Below are 20,463 nucleotides of genomic sequence, written 5' to 3'. Positions count from 1 at the left end.
GGATGATCAGATTGGCACGGCCGCTGCTGTTGTGCGGGGCGGTGGTGCTGGCTGCGGCATGTACCCGGGTGGTGGACGGCGCGGGCGTGGCGGGCTTCGGTTCCCCGCGCCGGGACGTGCAAGGCGTCAACGTCGACACGATCTTGCTGGACCAGTCGCGGATGCGCGCGATCACCGGCGCCGGCGAGCACCTGACGATCATCCCGTCGATGGACGGCACCAGCCCGGTCGACATCGACTCGCTCGCGGGCACCGCGCCGCGCGAATGCCGGTTCATCTACGCCGAGACGGCGACGTTCGGCCCCGATGTCGAAGAGTTCCACAAGACGACGTTCCAAGACCCGCCCGACGGCGCGCTGATCTCCGAAGGGGCGGCCGCCTACCGGGACGTCGACACGGCGCGGCGCGCGTTCGCCGCGTTGGTGCGGGCGGTCGGGGATTGCGCGAACGCACCGGACGGCCGGCAGTACGTCGGCGACTGGGCGGCCGACGCCGGAACGCTGCACCTGCGGCCGGGTGGCTGCGGCCGCGACTACCGGCTGCGGTCGGTGGCCATCCTGGAGGTCACCTTTTGCGGCTTTGCGCAATCGGTGTCCGACATCGTGATGACGAACATCGTCGCGAACATGCCGGCCTAGCTGTTCTTCACACGCGCGGTGCCGGCGATCGTCGCGCTGCCGAGCACCTCGTCGCCGTCCGGGTCGGGCCGGTACAGCGCCAGCGTCTGGCCGCGCGCGACACCGCGCTGCGGGGCGCGCAGTCGCACGACCAACTCGTCGCCGACCAATTCCGCCACGGCAGGGGCGGTTTCGCCGTGCGCCCGCACTTGGACCGCGCACTCGATGAGGCCCGATGGCGGTCGTCCCGCGGTGAAGACCGGCTCTCGACCACGCAACTCGAGCACGTCGAGGTCGGCCGCCTCCCCCACCCTGACGGTCGCGGTGTCGGCGTCGATCTCGGTCACGTAGCGCGGCCGGCCGTCGGGTCCCGGCCCCGCGATGCCCAGGCCCTTGCGCTGGCCGATGGTGAAGCCGTGCACCCCGTCGTGTTCGGCGAGCACCGCGCCGTCGGCGCCGACCACGGTGCCGGGGCGGACCGCGATGCGCTCGCCCAGGAAGGCCCGCGTGTTGCCGGACGGGATGAAGCAGATGTCGTGACTGTCCGGCTTGTCCGCGACCGCGAGGCCGCGGCGGGCGGCTTCGGCGCGAATCTGCGCCTTGGGGGTGTCCCCGATCGGGAAGGTGGCGTGGCGTAGCTGCTCGGCGGTCAGCACGGCCAGCACGTAGGACTGGTCCTTGTCGTGGTCGACGGCGCGGCGCAGCCGCCCACCGGACAGCCGGGCGTAGTGGCCGGTGGCGACCGTGTCAAACCCCAGCGCGAGGGCCTTCGCCGACAACGCCGAGAACTTGATCCGCTGGTTGCACCGCACGCAGGGATTGGGCGTCTCGCCGCGCGCGTACGACGACACAAAATCGTCGATCACGTCCGCTTGGAACCTCTCCGCGAAATCCCAGACGTAGAAGGGGATTCCGAGCACATCGGCGACGCGGCTCGCGTCCGAGGCGTCTTCCTTGGAGCAGCACCCGCGCGAGCCGGTGCGCAGGGTGCCGGGCGCGGTCGACAACGCCAGGTGCACGCCGACGACGTCGTGTCCCGCGTCGACCATGCGGGCGGCGGCGACCGACGAGTCGACGCCCCCGCTCATCGCGGCGAGAACCTTCATTCAGGGGGCCCCCGCGGCGGCCAGCGCGGCGCGGCGGGCACGGTCCACCGCCGCGGGCAGCACCCGCAGCACCGCGTCGACGTCGGCGTCGACACTGGTGTGCCCCAACGACATTCGCAAGGACCCGCGCGCGCTGGTCGGGTCTGCACCCATCGCGAGCAACACGTGCGACGGTTGCGCCACACCGGCGGTGCACGCCGACCCGGTCGAACACTCGATCCCGTTGGCGTCCAACAGCATCAGCAGCGCGTCGCCTTCGCAGCCGCGGAAGGTGAAGTGCGCGTTGCCGGGCAACCGCTGGGGGTACCTCCCGCTTGCGGGGGACGTGCCGCGGGCGCCGTTGAGGCCGACGTCCTCGATGCCGGACAGCACCCCGTCGATCAATCGATCCCGCAACGCCCTCAGCCGCGCGCCGTTCGCCTCGATCCCGTCCACCGCGATGCGGGCCGCGGCCGCCATGCCGACCGCGCCGGCGACGTCGGCCGTCCCGGAGCGAATGTCACGCTCTTGCCCGCCCCCGTGCAACAACGGCACGCATGTCACGTCGCGGCGCAGCAGCAATGCGCCCACACCGGGAGGTCCGCCGAACTTGTGCGCGGCCACGCTCATCGCGGACAGCCCGCTGGCGGCGAAGTCCACCGGCAGCTGGCCCACCGCCTGCACGGCGTCGCTGTGCATCGGGACCCCGTATTCGGCCGCGACGTCGGCGAGCTCGGCGGCCGGCATGACGGTGCCGACCTCGTTGTTGGCCCACATCACCGACACCAGGGCGACATCGTCGTGGCTGGACAGCGCCTCGCGCAGCGCGGTCACCGACACCGACCCGTCGGCCTCGGTCGGCAGCCAGGTCACCTCGGCGCCTTCGTGTTCGACCAGCCAGTTCACCGAGTCCAGCACCGCGTGGTGCTCCACCTCGCTGGTGACGATGCGCCGGTGGCGCGGTTCGGCGTCACGGCGGGCCCAGTAGATGCCCTTGACCGCCAGGTTGTCACTCTCGGTCCCGCCCGCGGTGAAGATGATCTCGGACGGACGGGCGCCCAGCCGGTCGGCGATCAGCTCGCGGGATTCCTCGATGCGCCGCCGCGCCGTCCGGCCACTGGTGTGCAGCGAGGAGGCGTTGCCGACGGTGCTCAGCACCGCCGTCATCGACTCGACGGCGGCGGGGTGCATCGGCGTGGTAGCGGCGTGATCCAGGTAGACCATGACCCGACCCACGATACCGGCAGGTGGAGGGCCTCCAGTCCTAGGAGGCCACCAGCACGGACCCATGAGCTGCGGGCCGGCCCGTCCCGGCGCCAAGTACGACCTGGCAGCGGCTGGCCAGGGCTCGCCGATCGGTCCCCGGCAGCTGCAGGGATTCGACGTGCACCCGCGCCAGCGTGCGCCGCACGGTGAGCAGCCTGCGGATGGAGCCCAGCAGCGTCTCGTCGCCGACGAAGGCCGGCGCCGTCGAAACGCTGCCGTCGGCGTGGTGGTAGGTCAGCCGAAGCGGCTGGACCGGACGTCCGGCGTCGATCGCGGCCTGGAACATCGCCGGGTAGAACGCCCCGCGGCCTCGGTGCGATTGCCCGGCTCTCCCCCTCGCCGCGTCGCGGCAGGGGGTGCCCCCAGCCCCGGCCGCTACCCGGCCGGCATCGTCGCCGGGCGAACCGCACCAGGTGGTGCCCTCCGGGAAGCACACGACCGTTTGGCCGTCGTGCAGCCGGCGCGCCACCGCGTCCACCACGGCGGGCAGCCGCCGCAGGCTGGACCGCTCGATCGGGATGATCTTGAGGATGCGGGCCACGATCCCGGTGGCGGGCCCGGTGAACATGTCGGCCCGGGCGACGAACGAGCCGGGCAGCACCGAACCGATCGCGAAGACGTCGAGCCAGGACGTGTGCGGGCTGACCACCAGGACCCCGCTCAGGTTACGGATCGGGCTGCCCGTCACCGTGATCCGAATTCCGAAGCAGCGCAACACCATCCGGCAATAGATGCGCTGCACGCGCGTCCGGCCCGGCAGCGGCACCGCGAGCAGCGCCACCCCGGGCGCCAGCAGCAGCGCCAGCAGCACGCGAAGCGTTACCCGCAGCGCCACCAGCAACGGCGGCGACGACGCGGCGTCGCCGCGGCCTACGCAGCCGGCGTCGCACGATGCACGGGGTAGCCAGGGGTGCGCGGGCGCGTTCATTGGTCACCGGCCATCTGGGACGCCGCCGATACGGACCGGAGTCGCTTGAGATATCGGGTATCGGCGCGCCCCTTGTCCAGCAGCACGCAGAAATCGCCCACCCCGAAGTCGGGATCGTGGGCGGGCTCACCGCACACCTGCGCGCCCAGCCGCAGGTAGCCGCGCATCAGGGCCGGGACGGACGGCCGTGCGGGGGCGGGAATGTCGTCGAGGGCCATCCCGTCGATGACCACCGGCCGGTGCGGTCGCACCCGGTACTGCGGCGGGGCGGCGTGACGGCCGAGGATGAAGTCGCGGACGCCGCGCAGCTGCCGGCCCGGCACCCGGCTTTGCGGGTCGCCGGCCTCCCCGCCGATGGGGACCGAGACGCAGCCGGTCACGTAGTCGTAGCCGTAGCGGTCGAGGTAGGCCAGGATGCCCGCCCACATCAGCAGCACCACGCCGCCGTTGCGGTGGCCGTCGCGCACCACCGCGCGTCCCATCTCGACCAGCGACGGCCTGAGCGCGTCGAAGGCGCGGATGTCGAACTCCGTCGCGGTGTAGAGGCCCCCGGCCGCGATGGCGCCCGCCGGGGCCAGCATGCGGTAGCAACCCACCAGTTCACCGGTGTCGTCGTCGCGGACCAGCAGGTGGTCGCAGTACTCGTCGAACCTGTCGGCGTCGCGTCGTTCGTGGTCGTTCGCCGCCAGGGCGAAGCCGGGCGTGCAGGAGAAGACGTCGTAGCGGAGCCGCTGAGCCGCCTCGATCATGCCGGCGTCGGTGGACAGCAGGAGCGAGTAGCGGGGCCCGGCGGACGACGCCGTCGTCGCTTCGCCGGGCTTGTCGCTGGGAATCAGGACAGAAGCAATGCTCATGTCAACCAACGTTGCGTAGTCGATGAGCGAGTCGGCATCGTGGCTGTGACGTGTCCGTGCACGTCAGGTGACGAAATGTCGTTGTGGGGTGACCCGGGCTCCCCCTCCAGGGCCCGGGTCAGGAATTCTGCAGCGGCGCGCTCCACCGGACGCGGGTGCCGCCGCCGGGCGGACTGGTGATCGCGCAGTCGCCGCCCAGGTCTTTGGCCCGCCGCACGATCTGGTCCAGGCCGCCGCGACGCCGGTGGTCGGGCACGACCCCGCACCCGTCGTCGGTGATCTCGATGAGCAGCTCATCGGTGACGGTGACCTCGACGGCGATCGTCGCCGCGCGCGAGTGCCGCACCGCATTGCCGAGCGCTTCGCTGACGACGGCCTCGGCCTGCTCGGCGAGTTCGTCGCCCACCGCGGTCATTGTCCCCGCCATGCGCAGGGTCGTGCCCTCGTTGCCGTCGTCGGTGAGGCGGGCGATCGCGTCCTGGACGCGTTCGGCGAAACTGCGTCGCCGGCACGCCGGCCGCTGCAGGTCGAAGACGGTGCGCCGGATGTCCTCGATGACGGCCTGCAGTTCGGTCACGGATTGAGTGAGCCGCGCCGCGAGTTCCGGTGAGCGGAGGCGGGCGAGGACGCCTTGCAGATCCATGCCGACGGCGAAGACCCGGCTGATCACCTGGTCGTGCAGGTCGCGGGCGATGCGTTCCCGGTCGACCAACACGCTCATGTCCCGCGCGTTCCGTCGCTCGGTGGCCAGGGTGAGGGCGATCGCGGCGTGGTCGGCGAAGTCGCGAACGAGGTCCAGATGCTCTTCGTCGAACGGGCTGGCGTCGGTGTTGCGGGCCACCACGATCACGCCGAGCGTGTGCTGGCCGGACGTCAGCGGCATCAGGATCGCGGGTCGCTCGCCCAGATCGGTGAACGCGGGGATGGGGCGGCGAAACGTCTCGGTGAGCAACGGCCGGCCGGACCGGAACACCTCGCCGGTGGTGGATCCCTGCACGGGAACCTCGTGCCCGAGAACCTTGTCGGCGTGCAGACCGACGGCCGCGGACACCACCAGGCGGTCCACGTCACCGCTGGGTTGGTCGGGGTCGACGGGGACCAGGACGATCGCCTGCTCGGCGCCCGTCAGCTCCGCCGCGCGTTCGGCGATCAACTGCAGCGGTCGCACATCCGGGTACGACTCGGAGAGCAGGGCGGTGCTGATCTCGCGGCTGGCGTCGGTCCATCGGGCGCCGGCACGCACCCGGTCGAACAGCCTGGCGTTGTCGATGGCCACCGATGCCGCCGACGCCAGCGCCTGGACGGTGATCTCGTCGGCCTCGCAGAAGCCGCTCCCGGGCCGGTCGTCGGTGACATAGAGGCTGCCGTACACCGCACCGCGGACGATCACGGGCATGCCGAGGAAGGCCTGCATCGGCGGGTGGTGCTCCGGAAACCCGACAGCGCTCGGGTGGTCGGTGAGCCGGCTCAGGCGCAGGGGCTCGGTGCGGTCGCGCAGCGCGCCCAGCACCCCTTTGCCCACCGGCAGATGGCCGACGAGCGCCACCGTGCCGGGATCCATTCCGCTGTGCACGAAGGAGGTCAAGGTTCCTTCCGGCCCCCATACGCCGATGGCCCCGTAGCGGGCACCCGTCATGCCGATCGCGGCGGCCACGATGCGGTGCAGGATCGCGTCCAGGTCGAGGTCGGAGCCGATCTCGATCGCCACCTGCAGCAGTTGTCCCATCTGCTGACGTTCGGCAACCAACTCGTCGAGTTGCTCGTGCATCCGGCTCAGGAAGTCGGGTTGACGCAGCCCGAAAACCGACTTATCCGGGTTTTCGCGCATGTCCCGACCTTCCCGACCAATGCCCGGCGTCCGGACGGCCGACTCCGAGCCGCTCCAAATTGTTTGCTGCATTGGTCGAATCCCAGTCGGGAGTTCTCCTGATTTCGCCGGTGAATGCCACTCTAGCAGCGAGAAGACGGGAAAGCGTCATGGTTGCTATGCGTTACGAATAGGCGTAACATGTCGTTATGGTCGCCCGCCGATTGCAGTGCTGGGAGTGCGGCACTGCGTTCTACGGCCGCGCGGACGCGCGCTACTGCAGCGCGGCCTGCCGGCAGAAATCCCACCGCGCACGCGCACGACGCCGCGCCGCCGACGAGACGGTGGCCGCGCCCGGACTGGGAGACGCCATCGCACGCGCGAGGGAGGCGCGCAAAACCGCGCGCCTCGCCCGGGAACGCGCGCACGCCACCTGCGACGAGGCATCGAAAGCCCGTGCCGCCCTTGCCCATTCGAGCGTCCGCGACGGCGGCGGGCCAGCGTCGGCGCGGCGCTCGACGCCCGATTGACACCCATTTCCCGATGGGAGGAGGAACGATGCTCACCGTGGACCGCGCGGTCGGCGCGCCCCCGGCGGCGGTCTGGGACCTGCTGGTCGACCTGGATGCCTGGCCGAAGTGGGGTCCGACGATCCGGGGAGCACGGCTCGACGAACCCCACACCGAACTGGCGCTGGGAGCGACCGGGGTGGTCCAGACGGCGCTGCTGGTAGCGGTGCCGTTCGTCGTCACCGAGTTCGAGCCGGGGCGTCGATGGGCATGGGAGGTGGCCGGTGTTCCCGCGACCCGTCACTGGGTCGACCCCGTCGGCGACGGGGCGCGAGTCGGCATGGCCACTCCGTGGTGGGCCGCGCCGTACCTGACGGTCTGCGCGGCGGCCTTACGGCGCATCGACGCGATGCTGACCGGGGCGCGGTAGCCCGCAACCACGCCGCGACTTCCACATCGACGGCCGCTTCGGACCGGTTGAACACGCATTCGGACCGGTTGAACACGCAAGAGCCCCCGGCACCGGGGTGCCGGGGGCCGCTGAACCGAGACGAACTCAGCCCTTGCGCTGCTTGATGGCGTCGGTCAGCTGCGGGGCGACCTTGAACAGGTCGCCGACCACGCCGTAGTCGGCGATCTCGAAGATCGGCGCCTCCTCGTCCTTGTTGACGGCGACGATCGTCTTCGAGGTCTGCATGCCGGCGCGGTGCTGGATCGCGCCGGAGATGCCCAGCGCGATGTACAGCTGCGGCGACACCGTCTTGCCGGTCTGACCGACCTGGAACTGGCCCGGGTAGTAGCCGGAGTCGACGGCGGCGCGCGACGCACCGACGGCGCCGCCGAGCGAGTCGGCCAGTTCCTCGACCACGTGGAAGTTGTCCGCGCTGCCCACACCCCGACCGCCGGACACCACGATGGTGGCCTCGGTGAGCTCCGGGCGGTCTCCGGCGACCGCCGGCTCGCGCGCGGTGATCTTGGTGGCGTTCTCGGCGGCCGCCGGCACCTCCACGGTGACCTGCTCGCCGGCGCCGGCCTGCGGCTCGGCGTCGATCGCGCCACCGCGCACGGTGACGACCGGGGTGTCGCCGTTGGCCTGCGCCTCGACGGTGAACGCGCCACCGAAGATGGAGTGCACGAACTTGTTGCCGTCCTGGACGCCCACCACGTCGACCAGCAGGCCGGATCCGATCCGGGCGGCGAGCCGGCCCGCGACCTCTTTGCCGTCGGCGTTGGCGGACAACAGCACGGCGGCGGGCGCGTTCGACTCGGCCAGCGATGCCAGCACGTCGACCACCGGGGTGACCAGGTACTTCTCGGCGTCGTCGGACTCCGCGACGTAGATCTTGGCGGCGCCCGCTTCCTTCAACCCGTCGGTCAGCGGCGCGGCCGTTCCCGGCTTGCCGACCACGACGGCGGCCGGCTCACCCAGCGCGCGGGCGGCGGTGATCAGTTCGGAGGTGACCTTCTTCAGTGCGCCTTCGGCGTGCTCAACGAGCACCAAAACTTCAGCCATGGTTTATCGCTCTTCTCGTCTCGTCTGTGGGATGTGCTCGTCTTAGATGATCTTCTGGCCGACCAGGTACTGGGCGATCTGGCTGCCGCCCTCACCCTCGTCGGTGACCTTCTCACCAGCGGTCTTCGGCGGCTTCGGCGTCGACGACAGCACCGTCGACCCGGCGTTCTGAAGCCCGACCTCGTCGCTTTCGACGCCGATCTCGGCCAGGGTCAGCACCGTCACCTCTTTCTTCTTCGCGGCCATGATGCCCTTGAAGGAGGGGAAGCGCGGCTCGTTGATCTTCTCGGTCACGCTCACCACCGCGGGCAGCGACGCCTCGAGGGTGAACACGCCCTCGTCCGTCTCGCGCTCACCGGTGACCTTGCCGCCCTCGAGGGATAGCTTGCGCAGGTGGGTCAGCTGCGGCAGACCCAGGTACTCGGCGATGATGGCCGGCACCGCGCCGCCCGAGCCGTCGGTGGACTCGTTGCCGGCGATGACGAGCTCGGTGCCCTCGATCGTGCCCAGCGCGCGCGCCAGCGCCCAGGCGGTCTGCACGACGCAGGAGCCGTGCATGCCGTCGTCCTTGAGGTGGACGGCCTTGTCGGCGCCCATCGACAGCGCCTTGCGGATCGCCTCGGTCGCCCGCTCGGGACCCGCGGTCAACACGGTCACCGAACCCTCGCCGCCCTCCCGCTCGCGGATCTGCAGGGCCTCTTCTACGGCGCGCTCGTTGATCTCGTCCAGCACCGCGTCGGCGGCCTCGCGGTCCAGCGTGTAATCGCCGTCGTTCAGCTTGCGCTCCGACCAGGTGTCTGGGACCTGCTTGATCAGGACCACGATGTTCGTCATGAGTGTGGTTCGTCCTCCTCGAAGGGGTCCCGCAGCGTCGACTGCGAAACCTCGGTACACGATTAGCTACGCACAGCCGTGTTACTACTCGGTAACTTTGTGCGGTCTGCCTTCACACCATAGCTGGTCGTAGTGCACGTTCTTGCGGGCCGTCTACCCTGGGCAACCGCGGGCGCCCCGCTCGCGGTTCGCGAATCCGACACTTCGCGTTAGCCTGCCTATGCGATGAGCGCAACCGTCCCCGACGTCCCCCGGCACAGCCACGGCGATCCCTTGCCGACGGCTGACGCGGTGCTGACGCTGACCGGCGAGCGCACCATCCCCGGCCTGGACATCGAAAACTACTGGTTTCGCCGCCACGAGGTGGTCTACCAGCGCCTGGCCGCGCGGTGCGCCGGCCGGGAGGTGCTCGAGGCGGGCTGCGGCGAGGGGTACGGCGCCGACCTGATCGCCGGCGTCGCCCGCCGCGTGCTGGCGGTGGATTACGACGAGGCCGCCGTGGCCCACGTGCGCGCCCGCTACCCGCGCGTGGAGATCACGCGGGCGAACCTGGCAGAGCTGCCGCTGCCCGACGCGTCGGTGGACGTTGTGGTCAACTTCCAAGTCATCGAGCACCTGTGGGATCAGGCACAATTCGTGGCCGAGTGTGCGCGGGTGCTGCGCCGCGGCGGGTCGCTGATGGTGTCCACACCCAACCGGATCACCTTCTCCCCGGGCCGCGACACCCCGATCAACCCGTTCCACACCCGCGAACTCAACGCCGGCGAGCTGACCGATTTGCTGGTCGACGCGGGCTTTCGCGAGGTCTCGGTCAGCGGGCTGTTCCACGGTCCGCGGCTGCGCGAGATGGACGCCCGTCACGGCGGCTCCATCATCGACGCGCAGATCGAGCGCGCGGTCGCCAACGCGCCCTGGCCGCCCGAGCTGGCGGCGGACGTCGCCGCGGTGACCAGTGCCGACTTCGAGATCGTGCCGAGCGGCGAGCGCGACATCGACGACAGCCTGGACCTGGTCGCGATCGCGGTGGCGCCGTGACCGATTCGCGCGACCAGGTGCCCGGCATGTTCACCTTGGTGCTGCACACCCACCTGCCGTGGCTGGCCCATCATGGTCGCTGGCCGGTCGGCGAGGAGTGGCTCTACCAATCCTGGGCGGCGGCCTACCTGCCGCTGATGCGGGTGCTGACCACGCTGGCCGACGAGGACCGTCACGGGCTGCTCACGCTGGGTGTCACCCCCGTGGTGAACGCGCAGCTCGACGACCCGTACTGCCTCGACGGCATGCACCACTGGCTGGCTAACTGGCGACTGCGTGCGGCCGAGGCCGCCAGCGTGCGGTCGGTTCCCCGGTCGAAGTCGGCGGGCTACCAGGCGTGCACGCCTGAGGCATTGCGCGCCTTGGGAATTCGCGAGTGCGCGGACGCCGATCAGGCGCTCGACGAGTTCGCCACCCACTGGCGGCACGGCGGTAGTCCGCTGTTGCGCCGCCTGATCGACGCCGGCACGGTGGAATTGCTCGGCGGTCCGCTCGCCCACCCGTTCCAGCCGTTGCTCACGCCGCGGCTTCGCGAGTTCGCCCTGCGCGAGGGGCTGGCCGACGCGCAGCAGCGGGTCGCCCATCGCCCGGGCGGGATCTGGGCGCCCGAATGCGCCTACGCCCCCGGCATGGAACGCGACTACGCGGCCGCGGGCGTCAGCCACTTCATGGTCGACGGCCCGTCGTTGCACGGCGACACCGCGCTGGGCCGGCCCGTCGGTGACACCGACGTGGTCGCCTTCGGACGCGACCTCCAGGTGAGCTATCGGGTCTGGTCGCCCAAGTCGGGCTATCCCGGCCATGCCGCCTACCGCGACTTCCACACCTATGACCACCTCACCGGGCTGAAGCCGGCGCGGGTGACCGGACGCAACGTGCCCTCGGATGCCAAGGCGCCCTACGATCCCGAGCGCGCCGACCACGCCGTCGACATGCACGTCGACGACTTCGTGGGGGTGGTCCGCGACCGGCTGGCGAGCGAATCCGAGCGGATCGGGCGGCCGGCGCACGTGGTCGCCGCGTTCGATACGGAGCTGTTCGGCCACTGGTGGTACGAGGGGCCGACGTGGTTGGCGCGGGTGCTGCGGGCGCTGCCCGCGGCGGGCGTGCGGGTGGGCACGTTGACCGACGCCATCGCCGACGGGTTCGTCGGGTCCGCGGTGGCGTTGCCGCCCAGCTCGTGGGGCTCGGGCAAGGACTGGCAGGTGTGGGCGGGCGACAAGGTGGCCGATCTCGTCCAGCTCAACACCGAAGTCGTGGACACGGCGCTGAGCACGGTCGACAAGGCGCTGGCGCAGCGGGCGTCGCTGGACGGGCCGCTGCCCCGCGATCACGTGGCCGACCAGATCCTGCGCGAGACCCTGCTCACGGTGTCCAGCGACTGGCCGTTCATGGTGAGCAAGGATTCGGCCGCCGACTACGCGCGCTACCGCGCCCACCTGCACGCCCACGCGACCCGCGAGATCGCCGGGGCGCTGGCGTCCGGGCGGCGCGACGCCGCGGGGCGGCTGGCCGACGGGTGGAACCGCGCCGACGGCCTGTTCGGCGCCCTGGACGCGCGCAGGCTGCCGCGATGAGCGTTGCTTCCCCCGCGAGCGACCGTGTTTGTACGGCGACACGCCGCCGCGGCTGGCATTTTGGGGACTCTCGGCCGCCGGTAGAGGGATAGCCGATGAAGGTCCTGATGGTGTCCTGGGAGTACCCGCCGGTGGTGATCGGCGGGCTGGGCCGGCACGTGCACCACCTGTCCACCGCGCTGGCCGCGGCGGGTCACGAGGTCGTCGTGTTGTCGCGCCATCCGTCGGGCACCGACCCCAGCACGCACCCGTCGTCCGACGAGGTGGTCGACGGTGTCCGGGTGATCGCCGCCGCGCAAGACCCGCACGAATTCTCCTTCGCCGCCGACATGATGGCGTGGACGCTGGCGATGGGCCATTCCATGATCCGCGCCGGGCTGTCGCTGAAGAAGCGGGGCACCAGCCGGCCGTGGCGTCCCGACGTGGTGCATGCGCACGACTGGCTGGTGGCCCACCCGGCCATTGCGCTCGCCCAGTTCTACGACGTGCCAATGGTTTCCACCATCCACGCCACCGAGGCCGGACGGCACTCCGGCTGGGTTTCCGGCGCGATCAGCCGTCAGGTGCACGCCGTCGAGTCGTGGTTGGTGCGCGAATCCGATTCGCTGATCACGTGTTCGGCGTCGATGGCCGACGAGATCACCGAACTCTTCGGTCCCGGTCTGGCCGGAATCACCGTCATCCGCAACGGTATTGACGCAGCCCGTTGGCCCTTCGCGGAGCGGCGACCGCGCTCCGGCCCCGCCGAATTGCTCTACCTCGGGCGGCTGGAGTACGAAAAGGGCGTGCACGACGTCATCGCCGCCCTGCCGAAGATCAGGCGCACCCATCCCGGGACCACGCTCACGATCGCCGGGGAGGGCACGCAGCAGGGCTGGCTCGTCGAGCAGGCGCGAAAGCATCGGGTGCTCAAGGCGACTCGGTTCGTCGGGCACCTCGACCACGCCGGGCTGCTCGCCGTGCTGCATCGGGCCGATGCGGCGGTGCTGCCCAGCCATTACGAGCCGTTCGGGATCGTCGCGCTGGAGGCGGCCGCGGCGGGCACGCCGCTGGTGACGTCGAACATCGGCGGGCTGGGCGAGGCGGTGATCAACGGCCAGACCGGGGTGTCGTGTGCGCCCCGCGACGTCGCCGGGCTGGCGTCCGCCGTGCGGGTCGTGCTCGACGATCCGCACGCCGCGCAGCGGCGCGCCCGCGCCGCCCGCGAACGGCTCACCTCGGCCTTCGACTGGAAGACGGTGGCCACGGAGACCGCGCAGGTGTACCTGGCGGCCAAGCGCGGCGAGCGGCAGCCCCAGCCGCGGATGCCGATCATCGAGCACGCCCTGCCCAACCGTTAACCTGCAGTATGGGGCTGGAATATTCGAGCGTCGTCGACGCGCCGATCACCGACGTCTTCGCCTGGCATGGCAGGCCGGGGGCCTTCGCCCGGCTGTCGCCGCCGTGGCAGCCCATGCGGCTGGTCACGGAGGCCGCCTCGCTCGAGGACGGGCGGGCCACGCTGGCGTTACCAGGCGGGCTGCGCTGGGTCGCCGTCCACCAGGCGGACGGCTACGACCCCCCGCGGCGCTTCGTCGACGCCATCGGCGGGGACGGGCTCGCGGCGCTGCCGGCACGAACCGCCGTGCGCTGGCGGCACACCCACGATTTCGAAGACCTCGGCGGCGGCCGTACCAGGGTCATCGACCGGGTTGACACGCCGGTGCCCGGGTCGTTGCTGCGCCCGATGTTCACCTACCGGCACCGGCAGCTGGCCGACGATCTGGCCGCGCACCGGCTGGCCGCCGAGAACGGGCTGGCGTCGGCGACCGTCGCCGTCACCGGAGCGTCGGGTCTGGTGGGTTCGGCGTTGACGGCGTTCCTGAGCACCGGCGGCCATCGCGTCATCCGGCTGGTCCGGCGCAACCCGCGCGGCGAGAACGAGCGGCAGTGGAATCCCGACGACCCGGCGCCGGACCTGTTCGACGGGGTGGATGCGGTCATCCATCTGGCGGGCGCCTCGATCGCGGGGCGGTTCACCCAGAAGCATCGAAAGGCCATCCGCGACAGCAGGATCGGCCCGACCCGGTTACTCGCCGAAGCGCTGGGCCGCGCCTCGCACCGGCCATCGGTGCTGGTCTCCGCGTCGGCGATCGGCTACTACGGGTACGACCGCGGCGACGATCTTCTGACCGAGGAGAGCCAGCGCGGCGACGGTTTTCTCGCCGGCGTGGTCGCCGACTGGGAGGCGGCGACCACGCCGGCCGAGCAGGCCGGGCTGCGGGTCGTGCGGGTGCGCACCGGCATCGTGCAGTCCCCGCGCGGCGGCACGCTGAAGCTGATGCGTCCGTTGTTCGGCGCGGGGCTGGGCGGGCGGCTCGGCGACGGCCGGCAATGGCTGTCCTGGATCTCGGTCGACGACCTCATCGACATCTATCACCGCGCGCTGTGGGACCCAGCCCTGTCGGGAGCGGTGAATGCCGTTGCCCCGCAACCCGTGCGCAACAGCGAGTACACCGCCACACTGGCTCGCGTGCTGCACCGGCCCGCGGTGTTGCCGGTGCCGCCGCTGGGGCCCACGCTGCTGCTCGGCGCGCAGGGCGCACGCGAACTCGCGTGCGCCAGCCAGCGGGTGCTCCCGCAGAAGCTCACCGCGGCCGGGCATCGGTTCCGCCAGCCCGACCTGGAACAGGCCCTTCGCCACCTGCTGGGGCGGGAGCGGGATCGGTAGATCCGGTCTTGCCTTTGAGCTGATCAAGCCCGTTCTTCACCGCAAAATGGTTCAATTTTTGAATGATCTCGGGTGCGCTGGTGCGGCTTGGCCGTCGGGCCGGTGCCGCCATGCTGGGCATCGTTGCGGTGGCCGCCACGTCGCTCGCCCCGCACGCCGCCCGGGCCGAGTCGACTCAAGCCGACAGCACGACCGAAGTCGCGTGCGCGGGCGCGACCCGGGCGATACCGACGACCTGGTACTTCCCGAACACGCCACCGCCGGCACTGATCTGGCTACAGCACGGCTTCGTCGAAGGCAAGAAAGTATGGTCGGCCTTCGCCACCGAACTGGCCGACAGCGGTTACCTGGTGATGGCGACCACGCTGTCCACCCTCAGCCCGCTCGGCTGCACCGTCGAGCACCTCGTCGACAACAGAGGCTTCCTGGCCGATATCGCCGATGTCTTCGCCCACAGGGAAGACCCGAACGGCGCGTTGGCGACGTCCTTCGCGGCCGCAGCACAGACCGTAGGCCGGCCCGTGACCCCGCTACCCGACAGGCTGGTATTCGTGGGACATTCGGCGGGGGCGGAGGCCGTCGAATACGTCGCCGAGCGCCTGCACACCGGCTACCCGGCAGCCTTCACCCAACTGCGCGGCATCGTCAGCGAAGACGGCGTGAAATCGTTCATCGGATCGAATACCGACGAGGCGCTGGCGGGCCTGGCGACCACCGCGCTGCCCATCTACGCGACGGCGTCGCCGCATCTGCTTTGCAACTACTTCCGGCGCGGCACCAAGGCGATCGAACGGTATCTGTCGGACCGGCCGTTTCACGGGGTGAACCTCACGACCGGGGCCCACGGTGACGCGCTGGGCCCCTCCTCGCCCGGCTACGAAAACCTGGTGTGCGGACGTCCGAAACCGGACAACGTCGCGGCGGTATGGGGTCTGACCCGAGGCTGGATCGCCGACATGATCGCGGGAACGACCACACCCGATTTCTACCCGGGCGGCAGCTATTACACCGAACTCGAGACGGCGGGCACCATCACCACTCTGCCGTGACGCCTCACGGCACCGGCCGAACGGTGAGCGGCCCCGCGGACGCGTCACGGGCGACCGCGTCGGCGAACGACCGCGAATCCAGTACCGGGCTCGCCGTGCCGGACGTGTTGAGGAACCCTTCGATGACGTCGGCCACGACTTCGGCGGACCGCCATCGCGGCGACCAGTCCAGCACGGTGCGCGCGCGCTGCGTGTCCAACAACGGCACGGAGAACATCAGGTCCAGCCAGCCTCGATCGATGGGCTGTAGCCGCGTTCGCCACGACGCGTCGGCCAGCAACCCGAGCAAGGCCGCCGGGACGTGAACGGGCCAGGCGCGCAACGCTTCCGCGAGCTCCCCGCGGTGTACCGGCGGTTCGGCGGCAAGGTTGAACGGGCCGAGCGCGCAGCGCTCGACGGCCCGCACGCACGCGTCCGCGACGTCGTCCGCGTGCACCATCGGAATCGCAAGGCCGCGGTCGAGCGGCAGCACCCGTAGCCACCGCACCCATCGAGGATCGACGTAGGCCGGCAGAATGTATCGCCGCAGTCCCATCGCGGCGTCGCGCTGCCCGATGAAGCCGGGCCGCATCCGGGTGATGCCGACACCGTCGGGATTGCGATCCTCGTAGCCGTCCAGCATCTTCTCCACCGCGGATTTCGCCCTGCTGTAGGCCGATGACCTGATCCCGGCGGTCGGCCACGTCTCGTCGACCCGCTCCCCGTAGCGGCCGGGTGCGTAGGCGCCCACCGACGACATGTGCACCAGATGGGGCACTTTGGCGTTGTGGGCCGCGCTCAGCACCGCAGAACTGCCGTTGATGGCGACCGCATCCAGGTACCGGGTGTTACGGGTGGGCTGAAACCCCCAGGCCAGATGGACCACACCCGCGGCGCCGCGAAAGATCCTGTGCAGCTGGATTTCCACGCCCGGCTCGGCCAGGTCCACCTGGTGCCAATCGGCACGGGCGTACACGCCCTCCTGCGGTGGTGGCCGCCGGCTGATACCCACGATGTCATAGTCGTGACCGTCCCCGACGAGCCGGCGCAGCAACGCCGTTCCCACGTTGCCGCTGGCCCCGGTGACGACGATTCGTTTGGACACGACGACCCCTCCTACTCCGCGTCTCGCCCGTGCCGGCTCCGCCGGTAGGCCCGGGCCCGCAGATCGGCGAGCCACCGCGGGTGCAGGCTCAGTCCGGGCGCCGTGTTGAGCACCGGGTCGAACGACACGTCGCCCGCCCGCTCCGGATCGAGGACGCGGGTCAGCGTGAGGCGACCCAGAGGGGTGAAATCGCCTCTGCCGCAAGCCTGATCGAGCGACACTTCGATCGTGTCGCCCTGCAGCCGCGTGCGGACACTGTCCAGCGAAAGGCCGAGGCCGTCGATCTGGCTGAGGATCCGCGCCCTGAGCCACCAGTTGTCGCCCTGATAGTGCAACGGCATCAAGGTGGTCAACACCTGCCCGCTCCACGACAGGGCGGGCCGCAGCGCCAGCGCTCGGGAGAGCACCCCCGAACCCGAGGAGACCACCAGAATGTCCCACGGTCCCCTCCCCTGCGGCGGTGTCACCCGGAAGGCCAGGCCGATGAAGTCGGGCAAGGCCCCCGGGGTGCCACTGGCTTTCGACATCCTGGCCACAACGCCGGACGACGAGATGGGCAGGCCCTCGGCTGCGGGGGCGGAACGTTCGACGAATCCTTCCGCCAACACTCCGATGGGATGAAACAACCGTTTGCCCCGGATTGCCGAGCCCCACTGGAAGGGCAACGCGACGAGATCGGAAACGCTCACCGGCCGCGAATTCCCGTTTCCGGGCGGGGGAAACGCGATGCCGCGGCTCCGATACCGCGCTAGCTAGCGCGCCGCGGCGGTCAAGCGGGCACCCGCGCGGCGATCATGCGCGCCTCCACGTGCGGTCGCTGCTGCTGGTCACGCGACCGACCGTCGATGTAGACCTGCTGCATCACGGCCTGCCACGACTCCATCTCCGGCGCCGCTCCCCACATGCCCTCGAACAACCCCACGATCACGGCCCCGTTGTCGTCGGTCAGCGCATAGACGGGACCGCCGAAGTCGCGGCTGTCCACGGCCACGTCGGCGATGGTGAAACGGCCATCGCGGACCGAGCCGATCGAGCCGCATCGCTGGCCGACCGCCCTGCGGAACTGACACACGGGCAGGCCGGGTTGCGCGCGCAGGCCCGGCGCCGAGCTCAGTTGCCGGCCAGTCGGCAGGACATCGGAGGCGGTCGCCGCGGGCGCCAGCGCGATGACTTCGTACTCGACCGGCAGCATCGCCCCGCCCGCCGCGGCGTCGTCGGCGGCCTGGCGTCGGGCGAGCACCACCGTGCCCACCGGGTTTCCGTCATGGTCGGTGACGTCCGATTCCCCGCTCCCGCACTGACCGCTGGTGACCGCGACCCGCAACCGGGGCTCCACCAAACCCACCATGCAGACCGTGGCGCCTTGACGGATCTCCATACCGGGAAACACCGTGATGCCCGGGTCGGCGCTCGCCCGGCCCGGGGCTGCGACCGCCAACACCGCGAACGCGAAGACGATCGCCAGGCGACCGCACCGGCGGCTGACCGCTTCCATTGGGCCCCACCACCCCGCACGTCCATCCGAGGGATCTTGTCGGATACTGCGCCGCGAGTACCCGGCCGCAACGCCGCCAAACGGGCCGAAAATCCCGCACGATGACGGGCGGGTAGCGCCGGGCAACGGCCGCCGATCAATGCCGGGCGCCGCCCAGCTCGCCCTGAAACCGCTGCATCGCGTGGACCACCGCGCCGAGCACCCGGTGGGCGGCGACCAAGTCGGCGTCCGGCAGCTGCTCGAGGGCAAACCGCGTGTGGTCGCCCAGCGGGGTGAAGAACGACCGGGCGGTGGACAGGCCGGACTCACCGGCCCGCAGGATCACCTTACGGCGATCGTCGGGGTGTGAATCGCGGCGGATGTGGCCGGAATCGATCAGTCGGTCCACCAGGTAGGTGATGGCCGAACCGGACAGCCCCATCCGCTGACTGAGGTCGCCGGAGGTCATCGGCCGTCCCGCCGTCTCTGCCACCATGATGTACATCAAGGCCCGGAAGTCGTTGGGGCGCAGACGATGGTCCATCGCGAACCACCGGCCGATCTGATCGGATTCGGTCGCTATCTCCCGCAGATCCGCCGAGATCAGCGATTCCAGCGCCGCACGGCGCGGGCGCTGCCCATCAGCTTCCATAACGATGTGAGCATATCCCCGAACCCTGGGATCTTTCAGTTGGTTAATGGTTAATTGACTGAACCGACCGGCGCGGCGCTTCGTGATACCGGCGTGAGGCCACGACGGTCGCGGCGCCCTGAAATCGCCCGCAGGTCTGGCCAAGCGCGATGATGTTCAGTAAGTTAATGTTTAAGTTATTGAAGATAGTGGCATCTCAGGGTGGGCTGGCCGGTGCGGGCGTGCCGGCCGTCGGCGCCGTTTTGCCCGTCCGGGCGGCGGCGACGGGCGAGCGTGTTTGCGCCGTCCTAGCCTGGGAATGCCAAGCCGTCCAGGAGGGAGCGCGTGGCGAAGATGGGTGCGTTGTCGTTGACACCCGCCACCGAGTCGCCGGCAATCGCGGCGGAATGGCCGGACATCGGCCACTTCGACGAGTGGCGCTCCCGCCTGCGGCACGGGATCCTCGCCCAACTCGTCGGCTTCGTCGGGCCGCGCCGCCGCGAACTGGACGACACCCGCGTCGATGCTGCCGGCGACATCCTGATGTCCTTCGTTTCCGGCGGCAAGTGCCTGCGGTCGACCTTCGTGTACCTGGGATGGCTCTGCGGTGCCGCGCCGGGTGAGGCGGCGTTGCGGGCGGCGGCCAGTTTCGAACTGCTGCACGTGTTCGCGCTGCTGCAAGACGATGTCATGGACGGTTCGGCCGAGCGGCGCGGGCGCCCGTCGGCGCACCTGCGTTTCGCCCACTGGCACCGCGAACGCGGCCTGTCCGGGTCGTCGCGGCGGTTCGGCGAATCGGCGGCCGTCCTGCTGGGCGACCTCTGCCTGATCTGGTCCGAGCAGATGCTGCGCGAGAGCGGGGTCGAAAGCACGCGCCTGCACCGGGCGTGGCCGCGCTACGACACGATGCGCACCGAGCTGGCCGTGGGTCAGTTCGCGGACTTGACGAGCGATGTCCGGCAGATGCCTTCGCTCGAGGCCGTACTGGACGTGGCGCGGCGCAAGTCGGGCAACTACACCGTGCGGCGACCGCTGGAAATCGGCGCGGCGATGTCGGATTGCGACGACCGGACGGTGACGCAGCTCGGCCGCTACGGCGCCGCCGTCGGAGAGGCGTTCCAGCTCCGCGACGACGTGCTCGGGGTCTTCGGATCGCCGGCGACCACGGGCAAGCCGTGCGCGGGAGATCTGCGGGAGCGCAAGGCGACCAGCCTCGTGGTGACCGCCCATCAGCTGGCCGATGCACCGGCCCGCGCCGAACTGACCGCCCTGATGACGGGCCGTGCGCTCGACGACGAGGCGATCGGCCGGTGGAAGGCGTTGATCGTGGCGAGCGGGGCCGTCGAGATGATCGAACAGATGATCAGCGACCGCGTCGCCGCCGCGCGCGAGCACCTCGGCGACGCGCCGATCGCCGAGCCGGTCCGCGCGGCGTTGGACCACATGGCGATTGCCTGCACGGATCGCGCCGAATGAGCGCCACAAGTTTG

Annotated in this window: 20 protein-coding genes; 9 read left to right on the top strand and 11 right to left on the bottom strand. The window is 70.6% G+C overall.

The window, feature by feature from the left end:
• The first annotated feature begins 2 nt into the window (after positions 1–2).
• Positions 3–638: a sensor domain-containing protein gene (locus BST44_RS14965; protein WP_083177886.1), complete on the top strand. Its 636-nt coding sequence runs from the start codon at positions 3–5 to the stop codon at positions 636–638.
• Here the strand turns inward: BST44_RS14965 and mnmA are convergent.
• The 5 genes from mnmA to BST44_RS14940 all read right to left on the bottom strand — a co-directional run bounded on the left by mnmA (position 635) and on the right by BST44_RS14940 (position 6,518).
• The gene (gene mnmA, locus BST44_RS14960) at positions 635–1,723 is read right to left on the bottom strand and encodes a tRNA 2-thiouridine(34) synthase MnmA (RefSeq protein WP_083177885.1); all 1,089 of its coding nucleotides are present in this window, start codon (positions 1,721–1,723) and stop codon (positions 635–637) included. The genes BST44_RS14965 and mnmA overlap by 4 nt on opposite strands.
• Positions 1,724–2,926: a cysteine desulfurase family protein gene (locus BST44_RS14955; protein ID WP_083177884.1), complete on the bottom strand. Its 1,203-nt coding sequence runs from the start codon at positions 2,924–2,926 to the stop codon at positions 1,724–1,726.
• A 40-nt stretch (positions 2,927–2,966) separates the two neighbouring features.
• The gene (locus BST44_RS14950; RefSeq protein WP_083177883.1) at positions 2,967–3,896 is read right to left on the bottom strand and encodes a lysophospholipid acyltransferase family protein; all 930 of its coding nucleotides are present in this window, start codon (positions 3,894–3,896) and stop codon (positions 2,967–2,969) included.
• A complete protein-coding gene (locus BST44_RS14945) occupies positions 3,893–4,750 on the bottom strand; it encodes a GNAT family N-acetyltransferase (protein WP_083177882.1) in 858 nt (285 codons plus the stop codon). The genes BST44_RS14950 and BST44_RS14945 overlap by 4 nt, the downstream gene beginning before the upstream one ends.
• A 118-nt stretch (positions 4,751–4,868) precedes the next feature.
• Positions 4,869–6,518: a GAF domain-containing sensor histidine kinase gene (locus tag BST44_RS14940; protein WP_142274507.1), complete on the bottom strand. Its 1,650-nt coding sequence runs from the start codon at positions 6,516–6,518 to the stop codon at positions 4,869–4,871.
• Between the two features lie 248 nt (positions 6,519–6,766).
• Between BST44_RS14940 and BST44_RS14935 the strand changes: the two genes are divergently transcribed.
• On the top strand, positions 6,767–7,087 hold the full coding sequence (locus BST44_RS14935; RefSeq protein ID WP_083177880.1) for a hypothetical protein: 321 nt from the start codon (positions 6,767–6,769) through the stop codon (positions 7,085–7,087).
• Between the two features lie 28 nt (positions 7,088–7,115).
• Positions 7,116–7,496 (top strand): SRPBCC family protein, encoded by a 381-nt coding sequence (locus BST44_RS14930; RefSeq protein WP_208619799.1) that lies wholly within the window; start codon positions 7,116–7,118, stop codon positions 7,494–7,496.
• Positions 7,497–7,622: 126 nt separating this feature from the next.
• Here the strand turns inward: BST44_RS14930 and BST44_RS14925 are convergent, their stop codons facing one another.
• A complete protein-coding gene (locus BST44_RS14925; RefSeq protein WP_083177878.1) occupies positions 7,623–8,579 on the bottom strand; it encodes an electron transfer flavoprotein subunit alpha/FixB family protein in 957 nt (318 codons plus the stop codon).
• A 42-nt stretch (positions 8,580–8,621) separates the two neighbouring features.
• The gene (locus tag BST44_RS14920) at positions 8,622–9,413 is read right to left on the bottom strand and encodes an electron transfer flavoprotein subunit beta/FixA family protein (protein WP_083177877.1); all 792 of its coding nucleotides are present in this window, start codon (positions 9,411–9,413) and stop codon (positions 8,622–8,624) included.
• A gap of 225 nt (positions 9,414–9,638) precedes the next feature.
• Here BST44_RS14920 and BST44_RS14915 point away from each other — a divergent pair, with 225 nt between their 5' ends.
• The 5 genes from BST44_RS14915 (at position 9,639) to BST44_RS14895 (ending at position 15,784) form a co-directional block, all read left to right on the top strand.
• Entirely contained in the window at positions 9,639–10,448 is an 810-nt protein-coding gene (locus BST44_RS14915) for a class I SAM-dependent methyltransferase (RefSeq protein ID WP_083177876.1), read from the top strand.
• A gap of 26 nt (positions 10,449–10,474) precedes the next feature.
• Positions 10,475–12,025, top strand: coding sequence for a 1,4-alpha-glucan branching protein domain-containing protein (locus BST44_RS14910; RefSeq protein ID WP_083177904.1), 1,551 nt, complete (start codon positions 10,475–10,477; stop codon positions 12,023–12,025).
• 95 nt (positions 12,026–12,120) lie between these two features.
• On the top strand, positions 12,121–13,365 hold the full coding sequence (locus BST44_RS14905; RefSeq protein ID WP_083177875.1) for a glycosyltransferase family 4 protein: 1,245 nt from the start codon (positions 12,121–12,123) through the stop codon (positions 13,363–13,365).
• Positions 13,366–13,373: 8 nt separating this feature from the next.
• Positions 13,374–14,735: a TIGR01777 family oxidoreductase gene (locus BST44_RS14900; RefSeq protein ID WP_083177874.1), complete on the top strand. Its 1,362-nt coding sequence runs from the start codon at positions 13,374–13,376 to the stop codon at positions 14,733–14,735.
• A gap of 62 nt (positions 14,736–14,797) precedes the next feature.
• On the top strand, positions 14,798–15,784 hold the full coding sequence (locus BST44_RS14895; protein WP_083177873.1) for a hypothetical protein: 987 nt from the start codon (positions 14,798–14,800) through the stop codon (positions 15,782–15,784).
• A 4-nt stretch (positions 15,785–15,788) separates the two neighbouring features.
• Here the strand turns inward: BST44_RS14895 and BST44_RS14890 are convergent, their stop codons facing one another.
• From BST44_RS14890 to BST44_RS14875, 4 genes are all read right to left on the bottom strand, one after another.
• Entirely contained in the window at positions 15,789–16,868 is a 1,080-nt protein-coding gene (locus BST44_RS14890) for an NAD-dependent epimerase/dehydratase family protein (protein WP_083177872.1), read from the bottom strand.
• An 11-nt stretch (positions 16,869–16,879) separates the two neighbouring features.
• The gene (locus BST44_RS14885; RefSeq protein WP_083177871.1) at positions 16,880–17,557 is read right to left on the bottom strand and encodes a phosphodiesterase; all 678 of its coding nucleotides are present in this window, start codon (positions 17,555–17,557) and stop codon (positions 16,880–16,882) included.
• Between the two features lie 80 nt (positions 17,558–17,637).
• On the bottom strand, positions 17,638–18,363 hold the full coding sequence (locus BST44_RS14880) for an Rv1815 family serine proteinase (protein WP_083177870.1): 726 nt from the start codon (positions 18,361–18,363) through the stop codon (positions 17,638–17,640).
• A gap of 136 nt (positions 18,364–18,499) precedes the next feature.
• Positions 18,500–18,994: a MarR family winged helix-turn-helix transcriptional regulator gene (locus BST44_RS14875; RefSeq protein ID WP_083177869.1), complete on the bottom strand. Its 495-nt coding sequence runs from the start codon at positions 18,992–18,994 to the stop codon at positions 18,500–18,502.
• A gap of 333 nt (positions 18,995–19,327) precedes the next feature.
• On the opposite strand from BST44_RS14875, the gene BST44_RS14870 reads away from it, so the two are divergent.
• The gene (locus BST44_RS14870; RefSeq protein ID WP_083177903.1) at positions 19,328–20,449 is read left to right on the top strand and encodes a polyprenyl synthetase family protein; all 1,122 of its coding nucleotides are present in this window, start codon (positions 19,328–19,330) and stop codon (positions 20,447–20,449) included.
• Positions 20,450–20,463 lie beyond the last annotated feature (14 nt).

It is taken from the genome of Mycobacterium scrofulaceum, from assembly GCF_002086735.1.
GTDB classification, from domain to species: Bacteria; Actinomycetota; Actinomycetes; order Mycobacteriales; family Mycobacteriaceae; genus Mycobacterium; species Mycobacterium scrofulaceum.
This window is presented reverse-complemented; position numbering and strand designations above follow the sequence as displayed.

Bases quoted from the DNA above. Each gene is read 5' to 3' on its own strand.
- BST44_RS14965 (WP_083177886.1), top strand. From the start codon at position 3: ATGATCAGATTGGCACGGCCGCTGCTGTTGTGCGGGGCGGTGGTGCTG.
- mnmA (WP_083177885.1), bottom strand. From the start codon at position 1,723: ATGAAGGTTCTCGCCGCGATGAGCGGGGGCGTCGACTCGTCGGTCGCC.
- BST44_RS14955 (WP_083177884.1), bottom strand. From the start codon at position 2,926: ATGGTCTACCTGGATCACGCCGCTACCACGCCGATGCACCCCGCCGCC.
- BST44_RS14950 (WP_083177883.1), bottom strand. From the start codon at position 3,896: ATGAACGCGCCCGCGCACCCCTGGCTACCCCGTGCATCGTGCGACGCC.
- BST44_RS14945 (WP_083177882.1), bottom strand. From the start codon at position 4,750: ATGAGCATTGCTTCTGTCCTGATTCCCAGCGACAAGCCCGGCGAAGCG.
- BST44_RS14940 (WP_142274507.1), bottom strand. From the start codon at position 6,518: ATGCACGAGCAACTCGACGAGTTGGTTGCCGAACGTCAGCAGATGGGA.
- BST44_RS14935 (WP_083177880.1), top strand. From the start codon at position 6,767: ATGGTCGCCCGCCGATTGCAGTGCTGGGAGTGCGGCACTGCGTTCTAC.
- BST44_RS14930 (WP_208619799.1), top strand. From the start codon at position 7,116: ATGCTCACCGTGGACCGCGCGGTCGGCGCGCCCCCGGCGGCGGTCTGG.
- BST44_RS14925 (WP_083177878.1), bottom strand. From the start codon at position 8,579: ATGGCTGAAGTTTTGGTGCTCGTTGAGCACGCCGAAGGCGCACTGAAG.
- BST44_RS14920 (WP_083177877.1), bottom strand. From the start codon at position 9,413: ATGACGAACATCGTGGTCCTGATCAAGCAGGTCCCAGACACCTGGTCG.
- BST44_RS14915 (WP_083177876.1), top strand. From the start codon at position 9,639: ATGAGCGCAACCGTCCCCGACGTCCCCCGGCACAGCCACGGCGATCCC.
- BST44_RS14910 (WP_083177904.1), top strand. From the start codon at position 10,475: ATGTTCACCTTGGTGCTGCACACCCACCTGCCGTGGCTGGCCCATCAT.
- BST44_RS14905 (WP_083177875.1), top strand. From the start codon at position 12,121: ATGAAGGTCCTGATGGTGTCCTGGGAGTACCCGCCGGTGGTGATCGGC.
- BST44_RS14900 (WP_083177874.1), top strand. From the start codon at position 13,374: ATGGGGCTGGAATATTCGAGCGTCGTCGACGCGCCGATCACCGACGTC.
- BST44_RS14895 (WP_083177873.1), top strand. From the start codon at position 14,798: ATGATCTCGGGTGCGCTGGTGCGGCTTGGCCGTCGGGCCGGTGCCGCC.
- BST44_RS14880 (WP_083177870.1), bottom strand. From the start codon at position 18,363: ATGGAAGCGGTCAGCCGCCGGTGCGGTCGCCTGGCGATCGTCTTCGCG.
- BST44_RS14875 (WP_083177869.1), bottom strand. From the start codon at position 18,994: ATGGAAGCTGATGGGCAGCGCCCGCGCCGTGCGGCGCTGGAATCGCTG.
- BST44_RS14870 (WP_083177903.1), top strand. From the start codon at position 19,328: ATGGGTGCGTTGTCGTTGACACCCGCCACCGAGTCGCCGGCAATCGCG.